This is a genomic window from Synoicihabitans lomoniglobus (assembly GCF_029023725.1).
Classification (GTDB): Bacteria; Verrucomicrobiota; Verrucomicrobiia; order Opitutales; family Opitutaceae; genus Actomonas; species Actomonas lomonigloba.
Genome location: NZ_CP119075.1, coordinates 5,140,307 through 5,157,942, shown reverse-complemented (window position 1 = coordinate 5,157,942; position 17,636 = coordinate 5,140,307). Strand labels below are relative to the sequence as shown.

13 protein-coding genes are annotated in these 17,636 nt (G+C 62.2%); 5 read left to right on the top strand and 8 right to left on the bottom strand.

Going from position 1 to position 17,636, the window contains the following annotated elements; genetic code table 11:
* Window positions 1–20: 20 nt before the first annotated feature.
* Entirely contained in the window at window positions 21–1,928 is a 1,908-nt protein-coding gene (locus PXH66_RS19830) for an FG-GAP-like repeat-containing protein (RefSeq protein WP_330930767.1), read from the bottom strand.
* Window positions 1,929–2,209: 281 nt separating this feature from the next.
* Here PXH66_RS19830 and PXH66_RS19825 point away from each other — a divergent pair, with 281 nt between their 5' ends.
* Entirely contained in the window at window positions 2,210–3,067 is an 858-nt protein-coding gene (locus tag PXH66_RS19825) for a rhomboid family intramembrane serine protease (protein ID WP_330930768.1), read from the top strand.
* Between the two features lie 46 nt (window positions 3,068–3,113).
* On the opposite strand, the gene PXH66_RS19820 is transcribed toward PXH66_RS19825, so the two are convergent.
* Window positions 3,114–5,561 carry a PIG-L family deacetylase gene (locus PXH66_RS19820; RefSeq protein ID WP_330930769.1) on the bottom strand — a complete coding sequence of 816 codons (2,448 nt, stop codon included), beginning with the start codon at window positions 5,559–5,561 and terminating at the stop codon, window positions 3,114–3,116.
* Between the two features lie 232 nt (window positions 5,562–5,793).
* Window positions 5,794–6,669: a DUF2911 domain-containing protein gene (locus PXH66_RS19815; protein ID WP_330930770.1), complete on the bottom strand. Its 876-nt coding sequence runs from the start codon at window positions 6,667–6,669 to the stop codon at window positions 5,794–5,796.
* Between the two features lie 219 nt (window positions 6,670–6,888).
* Between PXH66_RS19815 and PXH66_RS19810 the strand changes: the two genes are divergently transcribed.
* A complete protein-coding gene (locus PXH66_RS19810) occupies window positions 6,889–7,371 on the top strand; it encodes a DUF1643 domain-containing protein (RefSeq protein WP_330930771.1) in 483 nt (160 codons plus the stop codon).
* A 4-nt stretch (window positions 7,372–7,375) separates the two neighbouring features.
* On the opposite strand, the gene PXH66_RS19805 is transcribed toward PXH66_RS19810, so the two are convergent.
* Complete coding sequence (locus tag PXH66_RS19805; protein WP_330930772.1) at window positions 7,376–9,061, bottom strand: hypothetical protein; 1,686 nt, start codon at window positions 9,059–9,061, stop codon at window positions 7,376–7,378.
* A 45-nt stretch (window positions 9,062–9,106) separates the two neighbouring features.
* Window positions 9,107–9,451 carry a hypothetical protein gene (locus tag PXH66_RS19800; protein ID WP_330930773.1) on the bottom strand — a complete coding sequence of 115 codons (345 nt, stop codon included), beginning with the start codon at window positions 9,449–9,451 and terminating at the stop codon, window positions 9,107–9,109.
* A 202-nt stretch (window positions 9,452–9,653) separates the two neighbouring features.
* On the opposite strand from PXH66_RS19800, the gene PXH66_RS19795 reads away from it, so the two are divergent.
* On the top strand, window positions 9,654–10,094 hold the full coding sequence (locus PXH66_RS19795; protein WP_330930774.1) for a DUF5069 domain-containing protein: 441 nt from the start codon (window positions 9,654–9,656) through the stop codon (window positions 10,092–10,094).
* Between the two features lie 408 nt (window positions 10,095–10,502).
* On the opposite strand, the gene PXH66_RS19790 is transcribed toward PXH66_RS19795, so the two are convergent.
* Window positions 10,503–10,919: a hypothetical protein gene (locus PXH66_RS19790; protein WP_330932125.1), complete on the bottom strand. Its 417-nt coding sequence runs from the start codon at window positions 10,917–10,919 to the stop codon at window positions 10,503–10,505.
* An 88-nt stretch (window positions 10,920–11,007) separates the two neighbouring features.
* Window positions 11,008–13,356: an acetylxylan esterase gene (locus tag PXH66_RS19785; RefSeq protein ID WP_330930776.1), complete on the bottom strand. Its 2,349-nt coding sequence runs from the start codon at window positions 13,354–13,356 to the stop codon at window positions 11,008–11,010.
* A gap of 147 nt (window positions 13,357–13,503) precedes the next feature.
* Here PXH66_RS19785 and PXH66_RS19780 point away from each other — a divergent pair, with 147 nt between their 5' ends.
* A complete protein-coding gene (locus PXH66_RS19780; protein ID WP_330930777.1) occupies window positions 13,504–14,916 on the top strand; it encodes a mechanosensitive ion channel family protein in 1,413 nt (470 codons plus the stop codon).
* A 131-nt stretch (window positions 14,917–15,047) separates the two neighbouring features.
* A complete protein-coding gene (locus PXH66_RS19775) occupies window positions 15,048–15,203 on the top strand; it encodes a hypothetical protein (RefSeq protein ID WP_330930778.1) in 156 nt (51 codons plus the stop codon).
* Between the two features lie 75 nt (window positions 15,204–15,278).
* Here the strand turns inward: PXH66_RS19775 and PXH66_RS19770 are convergent, their stop codons facing one another.
* On the bottom strand, window positions 15,279–17,603 hold the full coding sequence (locus PXH66_RS19770) for an AI-2E family transporter (RefSeq protein ID WP_330930779.1): 2,325 nt from the start codon (window positions 17,601–17,603) through the stop codon (window positions 15,279–15,281).
* Window positions 17,604–17,636 lie beyond the last annotated feature (33 nt).

Below are 17,636 nucleotides of genomic sequence, written 5' to 3'. Positions count from 1 at the left end.
GGGGGCCGATTTCTCGGGCGCTATTTCGCCGCTCGCTTGTTCCAAAAAATGAACGTGCCGCGATTGTTCGAGGTGAGCAGATCGACCGCACCGTCGTCGTTGAGATCGAGAGCCGTGATCTGCGAGCCCACGCCAGAGCGGTTGTGAATCAACTCCGGCACGAACTCGGCCCCGCCGGGGGCGTCGGTGTTTCTTACCGCGCGATACGCATACAACACCGGCGGCCCGTAAGCATCGGGATCGTAGAGGTTGTCCAGATGGGTGAAGGCGCGTTTGCCGATGATGAACTCCATCATGCCGTCGCCATCGAGGTCCGCAGAGGTCGCGGCGTGAGCTTGCGAAAACGTCACCCCGCCCGCGCTGGGTTGCGAATAGTCGTCACTGATCATGTGGCGCACGAAGGTGATCGCGCCGTCCGCCTCGCGCTGTTGTTCATACCACGCCAGCCCGAAGCCGTGCGCGTTGAGGCTGGTGACCACGTCGTTCAGCCCGTCGCCGTTCGCGTCGTAAACGGCCATGACTGATCCGCCAATGTTGCCGGAGCGATTGCCATAACGACCAAACGCCACCGGATGGTAGGCCCACGTCTTGTCCGGGTTCAGACTCTCCGGCTGTTCCCACCAGCCGGTCGCGCCGAGGATATCGACACGGCCATCGCCATTGATGTCGCCCGTGCCGATGCCGTGCGACAAGGCGTAACCTGCTTCGGAAATATTGATCTCGGTCCAGCTTTCCGACGCGTCCGGTTTGGCGTAGCGAAATTGTTGCCCGGAAGCGTAGACCAACTCCGGCCGACCGTCGCCGTCGATGTCGGTGAACAAGGTGGTCTCACTCTGGGTGCGGGGAATCGGGTTATACTTGGCCCAGCGTCGTGACTCGCCTTGCGGGTTGAGGTAAACGGCCGGGTTCGTCCACCCGCTGATCACGTCCGGCCAACCATCGCCATTGACGTCGTGCGCGAACTGATGGTTGTCGGCCACGAACTCCTGCGACGGCCCCTTGGCCACCGCCACATAGATTTCACGAAAATCCGTGAACTCCGGGCCGTAATAAACGTAGGGGCCCGCCACGACATCGATGTGCCCATCGCGGTTGAAATCGGCGGCCGCCGAACCCCATGAGTAGTAAAACTCACTGACCCGCTGCACTTCAAACTGCGGCGAAGTCGTCTCGGCCGGAGTTTGCCGAAACGCGATATCCTTCACCATCACGTCTTTGAAACGCACCTCCCCAGTGCCCCCGACCCGGAGCGCGATCGGTCCGAAACCGGTCAACGCCGCGTCACCGCCCACTGCGCCACCGACTTCCCGGCCATCGTTCAGAAAACTGCGAATGACATTGGTCTCCAAAAAGGTCTCGATCTGGTTCCAGTCGTCCACGCGGTAACTCGTATCGGGCGCCGTCACCGGTAAATCCGCGGGCGGCTCCGCGCGTGGCCGATTGCGGTGGCGACCCGACTCGTCGGGCGGGGGCGCCATGCGATACATGATGCCACCAGCGTAGCGCAGTTCCTCGCGGTTGATTTCATTTCCATCGTTATCGAGCACGACGCTGAAGGATGCGATTTCCTCGCCCGCCAGCTCCAGCAACACGCCCCGGTAACCCGCGTCGACGGGCTCGATGCGCAACAACACCCCGACCTGCGTGCCAACGGTGGCCTTGAATTTGGCGTGAATCCCCACGTCCTGCAGCCCGCGCTCGAAGACCAACCAGCCGCCTTTCGGGCCACCCTGGCCCAGGACTTCGCCGTCACTGGCCTGCCAGTCAGCATCGCCCCACGCGCGCCAACCGCTTAGGCTGGAACCTTCAAAGGTGTAGTCCGGAACGAAACTCAGACCGAACTCCGAAAGCGGCGCGTCAGTCGCCGCCTGCACAGAGCCCAGCAGCGTGAAACCAAGTGAAAGGGCGGTAAAACCGAAATACTTCATACGTCAAAGGGGGGAGAATCGTGTGGGTAATTCGCGTGGCGCCGCACCGTATGGAGGCAGCGTAAACCACGGCACCAGATCGATACCGCGGGTCGACCGTCCGGTCAATCAGCGCGAGGTCTTCGGGGTGACGGGTTTTGTCTCCGTTGACGAACTTGTGCAGATCCGAGGTCCCCCACGCCGCCAAAGCCTTTCAGAGTGTGATCATTATTTGAATACAACCGAGACCGGTCGGCGGACTCGCCAGCCGCCCGACTTCATGTCACGGTGGGACTTTGCCGATGACCCGGGACGACCAGCCACCACTCGATGCCGCCAACCTCACGGATGACGAGGCTCCGGACGATCGCATCGTCGTTGGGCGCTACGCCAGCCACCCAGCGGCGCAGGAGCGCAGCTTGGTGGCGCTGGCGATGGGCGAAGCGTGTTGGCTGGAACCCGACCCCGAAGCAGTCCGCCCCGGCGGCCAGATCCTGCTTGTCGCACCGGCATCGGCCGCGATCGTGCGCGAGCAACTCGCCCGCTTTGAACGCGAATCCGCCTATTGGCCACCCCGTGCGCCCGTGGAACCAACGCCCGACAATCCTCACCGCGGACTGTTTCCTCCCCTCCTGTGGGGACTGGCCATCGTGTGGGTATATCGCATGCAACAAATCGCCCCCGGTATCACCGACTGGGGGATGCTCGACGCCCGGGCGGTTTGGCACTCAGGCGAACTCTGGCGTCCTTTTACGGCGCTTTTTCTGCATGCCGACATCGGGCACATGGTCTCCAACCTGATCTCGGGTTGGTTCATTCTGCGCACCTGGTTTTGTCTCGAACCCCTCTGGTCCGCGTGGGCGCGCCTGCTTGGTTCCTCCGTTCTGGCCAACGCGCTTGTAGCCATCATCGCCCTTTCCGGCGGCCACCATTCAATCGGTGCGTCCACCACGGTGTTCGCTGGGCTCGGATTGCTCACGGGCCGGGCCCTGCGTCGTCGGGGACAACCGGGGCGCTGGCGTCCCCTCCTCATTCCCGCCGCCGCCGGGTTGGCAATCCTGGGTCTCTACGGCGCCGGCGACGCGCAAACCGATGTGCTCGCCCACGTCGCCGGATTTGGCTGCGGCACGGCAATCGCGGCTCTGATCAAGCGCCCCTAATGAAGCGAGAGACGGCGTCGCGACAATCTTCAGGGCATGCCCGAGTTCACTCGAGCGACACGAGATTTGCCAGCAACCGATAGGCTCCGGGCACACCAGCGGGCAGCTCGCGGAAGAATGATAATCCCGTGTAGACGAAGTAACCGTCACCGTGTTTGGCCACCAAGAGACTACCCTGGGTAGCGGCTTCGTCCGGATCGGCCATGCTGAGCAACGGCGTGTAGGCGGCGTCCCACTCATTCGGGAAATACAAACCACGCTCCTGCACCCAGCCGTCGAAATCGGCCGCCGTAATCCGGTTCGGTCCGGTCATGGCCGGGTGCGCCGGATCGAGCAGCGTGACCGCCGCCGTCTCATCGGTCACGCGGTCGCGCGAAATGCTCAACGGGTAGGGACCGAGACTCCCGTCGGGCAGTCCGCCGTTCGTGTTGTATTGCACGATCACGTTGCCCCCGGCTTTCACATAGTCCCACAGCGCCGCGCGGTGGTCGGCCAGTTCCGCTCTCGTATTGAAAGCACGAATACCCAGCACCACCGCATCCCATCCGGCCAGTCCGTCAGCCGTGAGATCTGCCTCGGTCAAGACGGTCACATCATAGCCCATCAATGTCAGCGCTTCGGCCGTGGTGTCTCCGGCCCCCGGCAGGAAGCCGACGCGGTCGCCCCGGATTTTCAGATCGAAACTCATCGCCGTCAGCGTTGCGGTCGGCTGCAGCATTTGCACCGGAATGTGATCATAGGCCACCACCTGCGGGTCGCGATCAAAGCGGCGACCACCCACGATGGCGTGAACCCCCAGTTTAACCGATGTGGTGCCCTCGGGCGCCGTCACGGCAAAGGCCGCTTCCGTGCGATCCCCCACCGCCGACAAGGCAAACTCCTGCCGAAGCGGCGTCGCCGTCCAACCCGTCGGCAGATCGAGACTCAGGACACCTTCCACATGGGCCCGCGCAGAGGTGGCTTGCACCGTTATGGTTCGGGTTTCCCCGGGCTTGAAATGCTCCAGATGTTGCGTGAACGAAACCGCGACCGGTGCGATCACTTGCAACGTGTCGCGCAGCTCGCCGCGCACCCGGTCGCGGGTGACCTGCACCGGCGCCACCGGGACCGCGAGCGTTTCGCCGCCGACCTCGAAGGTATAGACCATCGCATACGCGGGCTCGTTCTCCGGCGTGCCGATGAGCGAAGCATTCGCCACTTGCGCCATGCCCGCCGTGCTGGGCAACTCCAGCCAATACGGGTGCGTCAACGCCGTATCCACTGGAAGGTTACGCGTAACCTCCAGGGTTTCGTTTTCATTCAATTGCAACACCCGGCCGACCGGAACAGTTTCGTCGTCCGCGAGGTAGCGAACGCTCTGCCAAGTCACGGCGACCGGAGTCGCCTGGCGCCACACCACCGCATGCGTGAGCTTGAGCGGCTCTCCCGGTGCGACCCGGGCGTTTTCGACCGTTGCCTCCGCATAGAGCCCCAGACAAGCGGCGAGAACCTGGTCCAGCTGCGCGTGTTTTTCCGCCACAAATACGTCGTTCGGCGGCAGAGCGGTCAGGGCTTTTTTCACGGCCAGCAATGCCGACACACTTTGACCGGGATGACGCGGGTCGAAGCCGTGGAGAATCGCATCCAACGCCATGGCGATCGCATCGCCGCCGGGATAACGGGTCCAGGTATCGGTGACGCCATCCATCAAATCCGTCGTCGCCTCGTCACCCACCAAATGCACGAACTGTTCTGCGGCATTGCCCCGACTGCCGACCGACCCAAAGCCCTGGCTCCGGTGTTGCGACCGCGAGCGCGCCGCAATCTCCCCAAACGACTCCCCGCGCACGGCATCGTAGCCCCCGACTTCCATCGTCAAAGCGCCCTCGTGCACCGCGCCGCCCCAGCTCCACGCATTCCACACCACGCGCTGCGGTTGCCACGGTTCGAGATGACCCAGCTCATCGGCAAATGCCTGCGGATCGCCCGCCAATGCGAACGCCTCCACGGCCATCACCGCCGAACCGGTGTGATGCCCATGGGTGCCGCCGCGGGTCGGAGAAAATCGCGTGACAATGACGTCGGGGCGAAACTCGCGGATCACGCGCACGGTGTCGGCCAGCACCTCCTGCCGGTCCCACACGCTCAATGCCTCGTCAGCACTTTTTGAATACCCGAAATCGTTGGCGCGGGAGAAAAACTGGCGCCCCCCGTCGATGCGCCGCGCCGCCAGCAGCTCCTGCGTGCGGATCACGCCCAGCGCATCGCGCAACTCCGGACCGATCAGATTCTGCCCGCCGTCGCCGCGCGTGAGCGAAAGGTAGGCGGTTTGGTAGTGCCGGCCGTTGGCGAGGTAGGCGATGAGCCGCGTATTTTCGTCGTCAGGATGCGCGGCCACATAAAGCACGCGCGCCGTTTCGCGCAGCCGTTCGAGGTCCTCCAAAATCACCCCCGCACTCGGTGGCGCGGTTTGAGCCTGCGTCATGGTGCCGAGCACGGCCAGCGGAGTGAACATTCGAAGGAACAGGGGGAATTTGGGAAAACACACGAGAGAGGGAGGGAGGGAACCACTAATAGACAGGAAGAGGCGGCGCTACCGCTTGCGCCAGCAAGTCGGAGCAACGCAGGGTTGAGGGGTTTTCAAGCGGCAGAATAAAAATCCCAAACAGGTAAGATTGCGGAAAAACGAAACGATGGTGCAGCCATTCGTATGCATTCGTGGCTAAACGAACCCGACCCGATGCGGTTTATTGCTGGAGACGGGCAAGGAGTTGCTCGTTGAGCCGCGTGTATTCTGCCTTGATTTCGCCTTCCTGCGTTTGCGCTTTCGCGAGGGATTTTTCGGCAGCGGCGATCGCGCCCACCTTGTCGCCCGCTGCTTCCAGCACGAGGCCCTGGCGATACGTGAGCCAGAACGCGTCGGGCTGCTGCGCGGCGGCGATGCCAATCCACTCCGCGGCTTGGTCCAACATGACGCCCTTGGAATACAGATACATGGCGGCGGCAAAATATGGTTTTTTCTCCGCGTCGCTGGCCATCACCGCCTCGATTTGCGGAATGAGCACCGGTTGGGTATCCGCCGAAATAGGCACCGAAACCCGGACGCGCTCCCAAGCGATGTTGAGCGTCGCCGCATCAGCATCGACGCCATCGATCGACAGGGTCAGTGATTCGACGGATTCAGCGGTCTTGATGGGCTTCGCTTCGATCCGTGCGACCTCTTGGTCGGGCACATAACCGTAGGACCCCCACAACTCTGTGTTACGCGAGAGGATCACCTCCCACTTTGAACTACCGGGCACCGTGTAGAGGGCATACGTGCCACCGGGCACTTCCACGCCGCCAAAAACCACCGGCCCGCTGAAGGAAATCTTGGAGGACTGATTCGCCCCCGTGCGCCAGATGGCATCATACGGCACCAGCGCACCGAAAATTTTGCGGCCCCTCATGGCGGGACGTGCGTAGACGATCTCCACTTCGGTCAACCCGACGGTCTGGGCCACTTTGGCGGTCGGGCTGGGCGCGGGGAAATTCAACGGCTCCTGCGCCGAAACGGTAATCGAGAGCAAAGCCAGACCAGTGGCGAAGAGCGATGTGAAGCGAAGAGCAGCGGGTAGTTTCATGGTCAACAGAACAGGGAATGGAGGGAACAGATGACGAATCGCGCAAAAGCGGCCAAAGGACAAACCACGGCACATGAATTTATCCTTCAGAATGATAGGCGTTAAGCCCCGGTCGTATTCCCACGAGATGCCGGCGGCGACCCACCCGCGCCCCCGATTCGAGCGAAACCGCCCATTTCCGGCGTGTCTCCGGCCAATCAATCGTGATTAAAAAGCGTCTTGGACAACCTTTGCCAATTCTCCTCCGACCGCGTCCACCGCTACTCGCTCATCCATCGGTTCGATCCGCTCTTCGGCGGCGAACGTTTCATGTTGTGGATCGGGCTCAATCCCAGCACGGCCGATGAGAACCAACTCGATCCCACCCTCACGCGGATCGCGGGATTTTGTCGTCGCGAAGGCATGGACGGATTTCACATGGGCAATCTCTTTGGTCAGCGCACGCCCTACCCCAAGGAAATGATGGCCGCGCCCGATCCCGTGGGCCCCGGCAACGACGCGTCCCTCCTCGAAGCCGCCGCCAAATGCGAACGAGTCATCGCCGCCTGGGGCGTCACCGGGGATTTCCAAGACCGCGCTGCCGCCGTCGTGAAGCTTCTCGCCGGGTTCGACCTGTGGTGCCTCGGCACCACCAAGGCCGGCCATCCCCGCCACCCCCTCTACGTCAAAGCCGACCAGCCGCTCGTCCGATGGACCCCATGATCGGTCAGAGATCGACGGTCATTTGATTAAGCTGCCCGGTGGCCTCGCGCCAAAGGAGGATCGTTCGTTCATCCGCGGGCATTTCTGCCATGACTTCCCGGAGCACCGCCTGCGCATCCGCCGGACGGCCCGACTGGAGCAACCAATACCCGCGTTCGCGTTTCATCACGGGCGTTATACCGAGATGATACTCGAGATGGTTTAGCAAAAGGAGCGCCTCGGAATAATCGTTCCGCTTCACCGCCGCATTGATGCCATCGAGATAAACTTGCTGCGCGGTGTTGGTGAGATCCGCGCCCTTTTGCGGGTGGCCTCCGGCAATTTCGAAACGTGCCCACATGAGGTAGACATGCGCTTGTTGGCCCGGACGGTCAGTAAACCCGGGGTGATCGCGCATGGAGGTGAAGAGCGTCCGGCTGTCCCGCCAAATCGCAATTTGGCCTCTGGTGGCCACTCCGGCCATGATCAACAAACCCATCGCCAACCCGATGGCTCCAGCCCGCGAAATCTTTGTTCGACCGAGGCGGTGGAAACTGAAGACGGCCACTCCGCCCAGTAGCACGATTTGCGGCAAATACGTGTAACGGTCGACGGGCCAGGTCGGTCGTTCCGTCAAACCCAAGCTGGGTAGACAGATCACGGCGAATCCCCAAACGAACAACGCCGTGCGGGGGCGTTTCTCCCGCCGGCCAAACGCCCACCCGAGCGCCCCCACCGCCAGCGATGCCAGCACCAGCATACTGCCGACCGTGGCCGCACTCCAGGTGAGCGGCGGGAGATTGGGCGTCAGTTGCACCGGCCAGAGCACGCTCAATCCCAAATAGCCGAGAGCCGACCCTGCCGCCAGCAATCGCAGTCCGAGGCCGACCGAGGCGATGTCGGGCGCTTCGCTAAAAATCCCCGGTGTCACGAACCGCGCCCACAGCGTTATCGCCACCGCCGCGAGCGCCGGTAGCATAAAACACGCGTGCTTCATCAACCAGCGGCCCCATGGTCGTCGACCCGCAGCCGCCCCGCGCCAAGGGACCACCCCCAACCACCATGTGTCCACCGCCATGAGCCACAGGCCGTAGGTGACTCCGATGGGATAGCTCGCGTAACCCGCCACCGCCAGCCCCGCTGCCGCCGCCAGCCACCCTCCCGCCGCCTTGGTCGCACGGGCATGTCCCTTTAAATAACAAAGAAACGATCCCAGCAGCCAGCAGGTGGTGAACGGATAAGTCGACCCCGTCACCCACGCCACCGGCTCAGCCCGCAGCGGATGCACCGCCCAAATCGCCGCACCCAACCCAGCTATCACGACCCGCTTGGCTTCACCGGCGCCCTCCCCCGCATCGACCATCATCCGCCACAGGACCAAATAAAACAACCCGGTTGCCAACGCATGACACCCGAGGTTGAACGCATGCCACGCCCGTGGGTCGAAGCCCCAGTATTCATGCACCACCCGACCGGCCATCCAATGCAGAGGCTTGAACCGCATGGCTTGGTCGCCCCCCCACAGTTGACCCGCCAATTCCACCGACCACGGCTCGGTGATGAGCGGATTCTGGGTCACGCTGATATCGTCGTCCCAACGCACGAAATCATAATCCAACACCGGCCAGTAAACGCCGAGCACTCCGAGCAAGAGCACCAGTCCGCCGACGAGAACAAGTTGGGTTCGAACCGGAGCGAGCAAGGTCCTCATCCGTAAGCCGCCTCACGCTCCAATTCGAGGAAGAAAAAACGCTCCCTACGAGGGCGGTGGCTTCGCGCCAAGCAGGCCGACTTTGAAACCTTGAGCGCGCAAAAACGTCGTGGCCCGCGCGTTCACAAAAACCAACAGCAGCAGGTTGAGCAGGGGCACCAGCATCAGCAGCGCGAGCAGCACGACCAGCATCAGCGGAAAGCCCAGTCCACGCGTCATGCGCACGATACCGAGGACTCCCACCACCATGGCCACCAACAATACCGCCGCCCGCGCCATCGCGAGTTCCGGCACCAGCGCCAATGGCAGCGTCAGCAAATTTGCGAGAATGGCGAAAAGCACCAGGCGTTGGCCGGTTCGCACTTGTTCAATTGAGTCGGTGTGGGGCATGGCGGATTGGACAAAAGTTACGCGAGTTTCACCACCACGTAAGGCTTGCGCCAAGATCGTTTCAATCCCGTTCGACCGTTCCAAGATAGGCCACCGCCACAACGTTCAGCGGGGTTCGCATGTTCAGCAGTTTGCGATCAAGATGCATCGTGCTTCGATGAATTCACGCACGTAACGTGCAAAACCCTCCTCCCTCAAAACCATGGCTACCTTCATTCCTCTTATCAGCTCCGGCACCGCCGGGCCCCTCGGTGTTCTTCACCTTCCTCGTCTTTGGCTCAAGGCCTCGCTCGAAGCCAACGGCAAACTCGACGCTCGCTATCCCGGTGCCGGACAAGGCTACGACCAAATGACGATCGACGCGCTCGGTCTGTCTCGCGACGCCCTGCTCGCCCACATCGCAGAAGCCAAGCCCACCTACCCGCAGTTTGAAGCCTGGGTAAAAGCTCAACCCGGCGTGAAACTCGATGCCGACACCATCGCCGCCCACAACGCGTCGGTCATCGGCTACCACCACGACGACGAAACCCGGCAAGGCATCCTCGCCAGCAACAACCTACCCGACGACGGCACCATCCTCGACGCCGTGCACCTGAACGACCTCGACAGCTGGCAGGAGTTGCACGAAGCCGAGCTCAAATAGTCGCACCCAACCCAGCTACATTCCCATGTAGTCGACAACCCGCCTCCGTCCCAGGCGGGTTTTTCCTTCTCGGTCCCATCCGCCCCACCGGAACAAAATCAGGGGCGCGTTGCGATACCTCCGGGGAGCAACTCGAGGCCACCGTGAAAACGACACCGCGCTCGCCTCCGAAACGTCATGGGGCGGCCTGGCGGTCTACCGCTGGAATGAAATGGACGGAGAGTTTAACAACGACTTCGGCATCTACCTGGGCCGCGATTCCGGTGGCGGCTTCGTCGAAACTGGTTCGGGTCTGACGACGGCTCTTCCTTATCCACCGACCAAAGTGAAACTCGCTCTGTTGATCCGATCAGGCCTCATTCACCCACCTTGTTTTCAAGGTGGGTTTTTTCGGCGATGCGCCTGTCGCTATTCGCGCGCCGCGAGCCTTCGACGAGCCACCCAACGCGCGCCGCCTCGCACCGCCGACACCCCCACCGCCACGATCGCGACACCCAACAGGGACCAATAGATATCCGCCGGATCGAAGCGACGATGCGGCATCCACTTCTGTGCAAACTCCAAACCCACCGCGAAGACGGCTGCCAGACCACACCCCTTGCGCAGTCCCCACGCCATCGTGCCGAATAACGCCAACAATCCGAAAGCGGGGAGATTGCGCAAAGCGCCGTGGCGATCGGCCCAATGTCCCAACTCCCCGGGTATCCAAGCCACGTCACTCACCCGCGGCGATCCCCTCAGCGCGAGGTATGCCACCACTGCCAGCGCCACCGTCGCCACGATGACTCGTGTCCCTGCCCACCACTTCAATCCCGAGGTCTTCAAGTCTCCCACCAGACTCATCCTGCCCGCCCACGGCAAGCACCCGCGTGCAACATTTCTCGGTGATCCCGCGCCTCCCCGCTGCACACCCTCAACGCACGAGGTAGATTTCCACCAGGCCGTTGCCCGCGGTGGCGTTTACGCCCGCGATCTCCGCCGTATACGGTCCGGCCGGCAACGTGATCACGAGGGCCGAGTCGTCGGGTGACGAAAATGCGAAAGCTCCCATGCGGTGCATTTGCTCCGCCAATGCATTTTTGGCAGCCATCGGATTGTGCGCCCAACCAAAATTCCGGGCGATGACCACGCCGTCACGATCGTAGAGCGTGAGCAACGGTTTGCGCAGCGTGCCCTCCACCCCAAACGCCCCCAACGAGGGTCCGGCGGCGCGGATGACCACGGTGCTCTCTTCACGCAGGACGAGTCCTGCCACCGCCACGCTCGCGCCGGTGCCGACATAACACCGCGAGGACAGATTGAGAAAATCGTCCCCGGCGTCATCAGGCTCGGCATACACCTCGATCAACGCATTGCCGGTGGTCGACCCGGCACCACTGACCTGCGCCGAATAAAGGCCAGCGGGCAACGTGACGCGCAGGATGGAATCATCATCCGAAGACGGCGCAAAAGCCCCCAGACGTTGCATCGCCGCCACGAGTTCGGCCTCGGCTGCCGGGTCGGATTTCCAACCTTGGTTCTCGGCGATTTGCTCACGATCTCCATCGAACAAACGCAACACCGGCCGCTGCAGTGCGCCGTCGACTTGAAACGCCGTCAATGAGGGTCCGATGCCGCGGATCAACACCGTTGTCTCGCGCTCCAACACAAATCCCGCCACCCCGATCGCGCTGCCCGTGCCCACGTAGCAACGCGTCGAAATGTTGGCCAAATGAGGTCCGTCGCCCGCCTCGACCGAAGGGGCCAGCGTCAGCGCGGCGGCCGTGCTCGTTACCGCGCCCCCGGGGCTGGTCACTCGCACGACGTAGCTGCCCGCATCCGCCGCGGTAACACCCGCCACGGAAACCGCGCTCCCCGTCGCTCCGCCAATCGCCTCGCCATCCTTGAACCATTGATAACCGAGCGCCTCGGCTTGACCGGCCGCGACGGAGAAAAAGACCGACTCACCCGTCCGGGCGGTCACGGGCTGAGGCTGCACCGTGATGACCGGTTCGCGACCCGCTTTGGCATCATCGAGCCAACGCTCCTGCACGGCGTAATACGGGCCATGATTATCCTGATGATCCGCCAACGGCATCACGACGAGCTGCTTCGCCCCCGTGAGCAGCTCGTGCGTCGTGAACACGCTCGATGGCGGCACGACATCATCGAGCAACCCCGCGCCCATGAGCACGGGCGCTTTGATGCGGGCCGCAAAATTGGTCACATCAAAATAACGCGCCGTCTCCATAACTTTGTCCAAGTCCCGGTCCCACGCCTGCCAGGCCCACTGCGGCCACCCCGGAACCCGTCCCGCCTCCAGCCCGGCCTGATCGGAACCCGCCGGCACTTCGCCCAACGCCGCCGTCACCTGCGGATGCAACCCCGCCGTCACGATGGCCTGCAGTCCGCCCTGACTCGCGCCCATGACAACAAGCGTGCGCCCATCCCAATCGGGTCGGTTCGCGAGGTATTCGGCCGCGCGATGACAAGCCAGATACATGCGCAGGAAATAGCTCGTCTCACGGTCCTCGTTGCCGATCCGCCAATAGCCGCTGAGTTCACCGTCGTTGAGCGCCTGGTAAAATGCATCCGACTCAATCGGCGTCACATCGTGCGCCTGCGTGTTGAGCACCAACCAACCCTGCGCGGCGCGCGACGTGGCCCAACTTTTTTGCAGGCTGTAAACGCCCGCCCACTGCACGATCAACAACGCCGGAAACGTATCGCCGGTCGACGGTCGAGCCAGTTGCCCCTGCACCTGGTCATCGCCGAGGACGTCGAGAGTGACGGTCGAGTAATCCACGCCGGCACGATCCGAGGTCCCGGGCGTCTCGACCGCATTGATGGGCACCGTCGCCAGCTCGGCGAGTTTGCCATCCCAAAACGCATCGAAGTCCGCCGGACGCTCATCGGCGCGCACGATGTTTTCCAACGCCACCACCGCGCCACCAAACGCATTGACGGCCGCGTTGCCCGACCCCGTGCCGGTCACCTCCAGCAGCAACCAACCCGGCGTATCCAGAGAACTCTCGATTGTAGCGCGGCCGTCGGTCAGCGAAAGATCACCGGAGGCCACGGTATCCAGCCCGCCGGTTTTAATCGTATAGGTGGGACGGGCAAGACTGGCCGCGTTGGTGACGGTGACCTCCCAACGAATCACCTCACCCGGCTCATAAGTGCCACTCGCGTCGTCCGGCGTGATCGAGATGGTTTGAGCGCGCAACGCCCCGACCGAAACAAGGAGGAGAGCAAGACAGGGGGTGACCAATCGACGTAACATCGCCGCCACTACAACGCTTTCCCGTCGCCACGGAAACACGAATCGTGACGCAGGGGTCCGCGGTATTTTCCGCGTCACGACCGCGGCCGCTTCCGCTCGAACCGATTCAATTCCCGCGGGTCTGCAACCTGCAATGCTCACCTACCCATGAAAGATTTTTGGCGTGCTCCCCTGCGGGGCGTAATCTTCCTCGTGGCCATCACCGGTTCCACGTTGGCGCAAGATCGCACCACTTCGCCGCTGGAACCGACCCCGGTTTCGCCGGAGCGGATCGCGGTCGGCGATGTGGCCGATGATGAGCAGATCGCCCGGCGGCTGACCGCCATTCTCCAATCCACCTCGTGGTTTGAATCTGTCGCGGTGGACGTGCGCGACGGCGTGGTCTTTCTCGACGGCCTCACCGATTCCCCCGAACACTTGGCGTGGGCCGAACAGCTCGCGCAACGCACCGAGGATGTGGTGGCGGTCGTCAACCGCATGACCGTCCTGGAACGGGCGTGGTGGGACTTTTCTCCGGCGTTGGCGGAGCTCCGCCTGTTGCGAGCCAAGATTATCCGATCCCTTCCGCTCATCGTGTTCTCCGTCTTCATTCTGTTCCTGTCCTGGTGGGGCACCAAGGCGGTGGCGCGCCTGGCCCGCACCTCGTTCGAAGGTCGGTATGGCTCGGCCCTCATGGTCGCCATCGTTGCGCGACTGGTCGCACTGCCAATATTTCTCATCGGACTCTACATCGTGTTGCAGGTCGCCGGGCTCACTTCCCTGGCACTCACGTTGCTCGGCGGCACCGGATTGATGGGCGTCGTGATCGGCTTCGCGTTTCGCGACATCGCGGAGAATCTCCTCGCGAGCATTTTGCTGAGTTTGCGGCGCCCGTTTCGCCCCAACGATCTCATCGAAGTGACCGGACAAATCGGCATCGTGCAACGCATGAACACCCGCTGCACCGTGCTCATGACGATGGACGGCAACCACGTGCAGATCCCCAACGCCACCATCTTCAAAAACACCATCATCAACTACACGGCCAACCCCAACCGCCGATCGGATTTCGTGGTCGGCATCGGTTACGATGATTCCATCACAGCAGCGCAGGAGCTGATCGCGCAGATGCTCAGCGAGCACCCCGCCGTGCTGAACGATCCCGAACCCATGGTGCTCGTGGAAGTGCTCGGAGCATCCACCGTAAACCTGCGCATTTACTACTGGTTCGACGCGAGCCGCTACGGCCTGGCCAAGCTCAAGTCGTCCCTGCAACGCCTCACCAAACGGAAGCTCACCGACGCGAACATTTCGATGCCCGACGAAGCCCGCGAGGTGGTCTTCCCCCAAGGCGTCCCCATCAACATGGCGCCCCCGCCGACGGGCTCAACATCCGCCGTGTCCCCATCAATCCCAACACCTGATCCAGCACCGCCTGCCCCCCCGCCCGACCAGGAAAACTACGCCGAGGAACCAGTCTCGATGGATGCAGAAGGCCACCTCCACAGCGAAGCCCGGGAAGTCCAGGAACAAGCGGCCACCGCGCCCACTCCCGAGGAAGGCGAGGACCTCCTGCGCTGAGTTCCCCCCTCGGCGCCTCCCCGGTCAAATCCCACGGGACACAGGAACCGTTCAAACGTCCATCGGTCAGTCCCTTTAACACGCACTGCGTCTCATCACTGAATCACTCAACCTCCGCCCCCCCCAACCTCATGGCACATCTCTTCCTCGCAATTTTCCTTCTCGTCTTCGGCCTCAATATTTTGGTGGGAATCAGTCTGCCGACTTGGATCGTCGGTCTGTTGGCCGTGATCGCCGGCGTCCTGTTTCTCGTCGAGCGTTTCAAGGGTCGGACACCTCGCAACTAATGGCGAAGCTTGCGGGGACACACCGTAAGACCGCCAACGACGATGGTGGCGACCGGCCACCCCAATCGGCCTGAATCATGAAGATTCGGGATCAGTGACATGATCACGTGCTTTGAGTCGATCAGCCGCGTCCGCTAGTTCGCGCGCGCGGCTGACGAGTGTCAGACGTTCCACTTCGGTGATCGAACGCTTCTTGGTATCGACGATGCAAATCGCGCCAACACTTTCACCGCGCGAGGTGCGCAGCACCACGCCCACGTAAAACTTAATACCTCGTTCGCTGGTAAAGTTTCGCGTGTTGAACGCCGCGCTACTCGCAAGATCTTCGACCACCAGGAGATCCTCCCCCGGCTCCAGCTGAAAACGCGGTGATAGCGGCGAGTAAATGTCTCCCTCCGGCACCTTAGCGATGTCAGCCGTGACCTCTTCCGGCCAAAAGCTGGCTTTCAAGTCGATGATCGCCACGAGCGAAAGTGGCACCTCGAACACGCCGGCAAGGTCGCGCGTGACAACGTCGACCCAAGCCGCAGGCTCGATTTCCAAAAGGGAAAGTGGCGCGACATCACTACTGCGTTCATGGGCCGGAGCGGTGAACGGCGAGGCCGTGCGCTGCCGCTCCACCTGTCGCCGTATTTCTTCGAGGGCCTCATCCAGCCGGGAGACGATCGCCGCCAATTCGTGTCCTTCCATGCGTTCCCGCAAAAGTTCGTGCGCCGCCGACTTGAGCCACACCCCCGCCACAATCGGCGTCGAATCCAACAACGAAGCGAGAAACCGACAGGTGCGCGCCGCCTGACTCGCGGCATGAGGAGGCAATGCGGAAACCAACACCAGCTCAGGTCGAAATTCCTCCAACTGACGGCTCAGCTCATCCCGCGAGTGTGAAACCGCGGTCACTTCAGCCTCAAAGCCCCGATGGCGCAGCAACACCGCAAACATCAACGCCACCAATTCATCCGCATCGTCCCCCGCCGGAACAATCAGAATCCGGGCCGATACCGGCCACTTCACGCTATCGGCCGCAGCGTCTCCATTCCCGATCCGCCGGTGCTCAAGATCCGCAATCAGTTCCCGCACGGACCGCAGAATAAACCGTTGCCGCACCTCGGCCAAGGCACCGCGATGCCGATCTTCCTCCGCCAATAGTAGTGCCGGAGCCAATACGTCTCGAAAGAACTCCAACAACGAATGCTGGGCAATGTAGTCGGCCGCCCGATCGTCCATCTCATCACTGTCCATGGAAAGCATGCGCTGATAAAACTGCGCGGCCGGCTTCAACACCGGTTCGCTGCCGAGCAGCGTGCTCAGCAACCGGAGGCTCGGCACGTGTTTGCCCAACACGAGAATGCAAGCGGTGAGCGGCGTGGAAAGAAACAGACCCACGGGCCCCCACAACCACGTCCAAAAGACCGCCGCCACCAGGAGCGCTAAATTCGATATTCCGGTTCCGGAGCGATAAACCATTATCTCGATGACGTTGTTGCTCAGCAGCTCCATCACCAGGAAGAGGAGCAACGTCGCGATGAGTTTGCTGAATCCCGCGTCAACCGCCACCGCCAACACCACCGGAAACAGCGCGGCGATCCAGGGCCCGAGGAAGGGAATGAAGCGCAGCAACGTCGCCAGCAATCCCCACAACATGGCGTTGGGAATACCAATGAAGTAGAGTCCGATCCCGATCGGAATACCATAGGTGGCATTCACCAAAAGTTGCAGGAAAAGGTATCGCGACACCCGGCGCGCGGCATCGTCGAGCGCCTGCGTGGTGAGATTTATCCGACCGGCACTCACCACCTGGATAAAGCGATCGCGAAGATCCTCGCGCTGAAACAACATCGCCACCACGAAGACGACCACGATACCCGCCGTCGCCAATACCCCGATTAGCGGAGACGCCAAACTGCGGAGCACGTTGAATGAGGACGGCTTCCGGGTATGCACCTCGACCGGCACGGGTTGAGGCCCATCAGAACTGGCGGTCGATCGTGACCGACCGGCGTCTACTCCCTGCAGTTCAGAAGAATATTCCTGAACCATTTCCATCGTGCGTTGCCAGGCCCGTGGTCCTCTCACCTCGCGCAGCGTCACTACTTTCTCGTGAATGTTGCGTTCGTATTTGGGCAACTCCGCCACGAGGTCCGCCAATTGCCAAACGACGAAACCGCCGACCGTTGCCAACACCGAAAAGGCGATCAGCACCGCCGAGATGATCGCCAACGCCTTGGGCATTCCGAACCGATGAAAACGCACGACCAACGGCGTCAGCAAAAACACGATCAACCCGGCCAACGCCAGCGGCAGGATCACCTCGCGCCCCCAATGCAGGACCGCCACCACCAATACGAAAGTAGCGAGCGAAACCAGCCGATGACCGGCCTTGGTTGAAAGCACCGATGGCATCAGAATGAAGGTCGGCCCCGGTGGAGCGCGCGG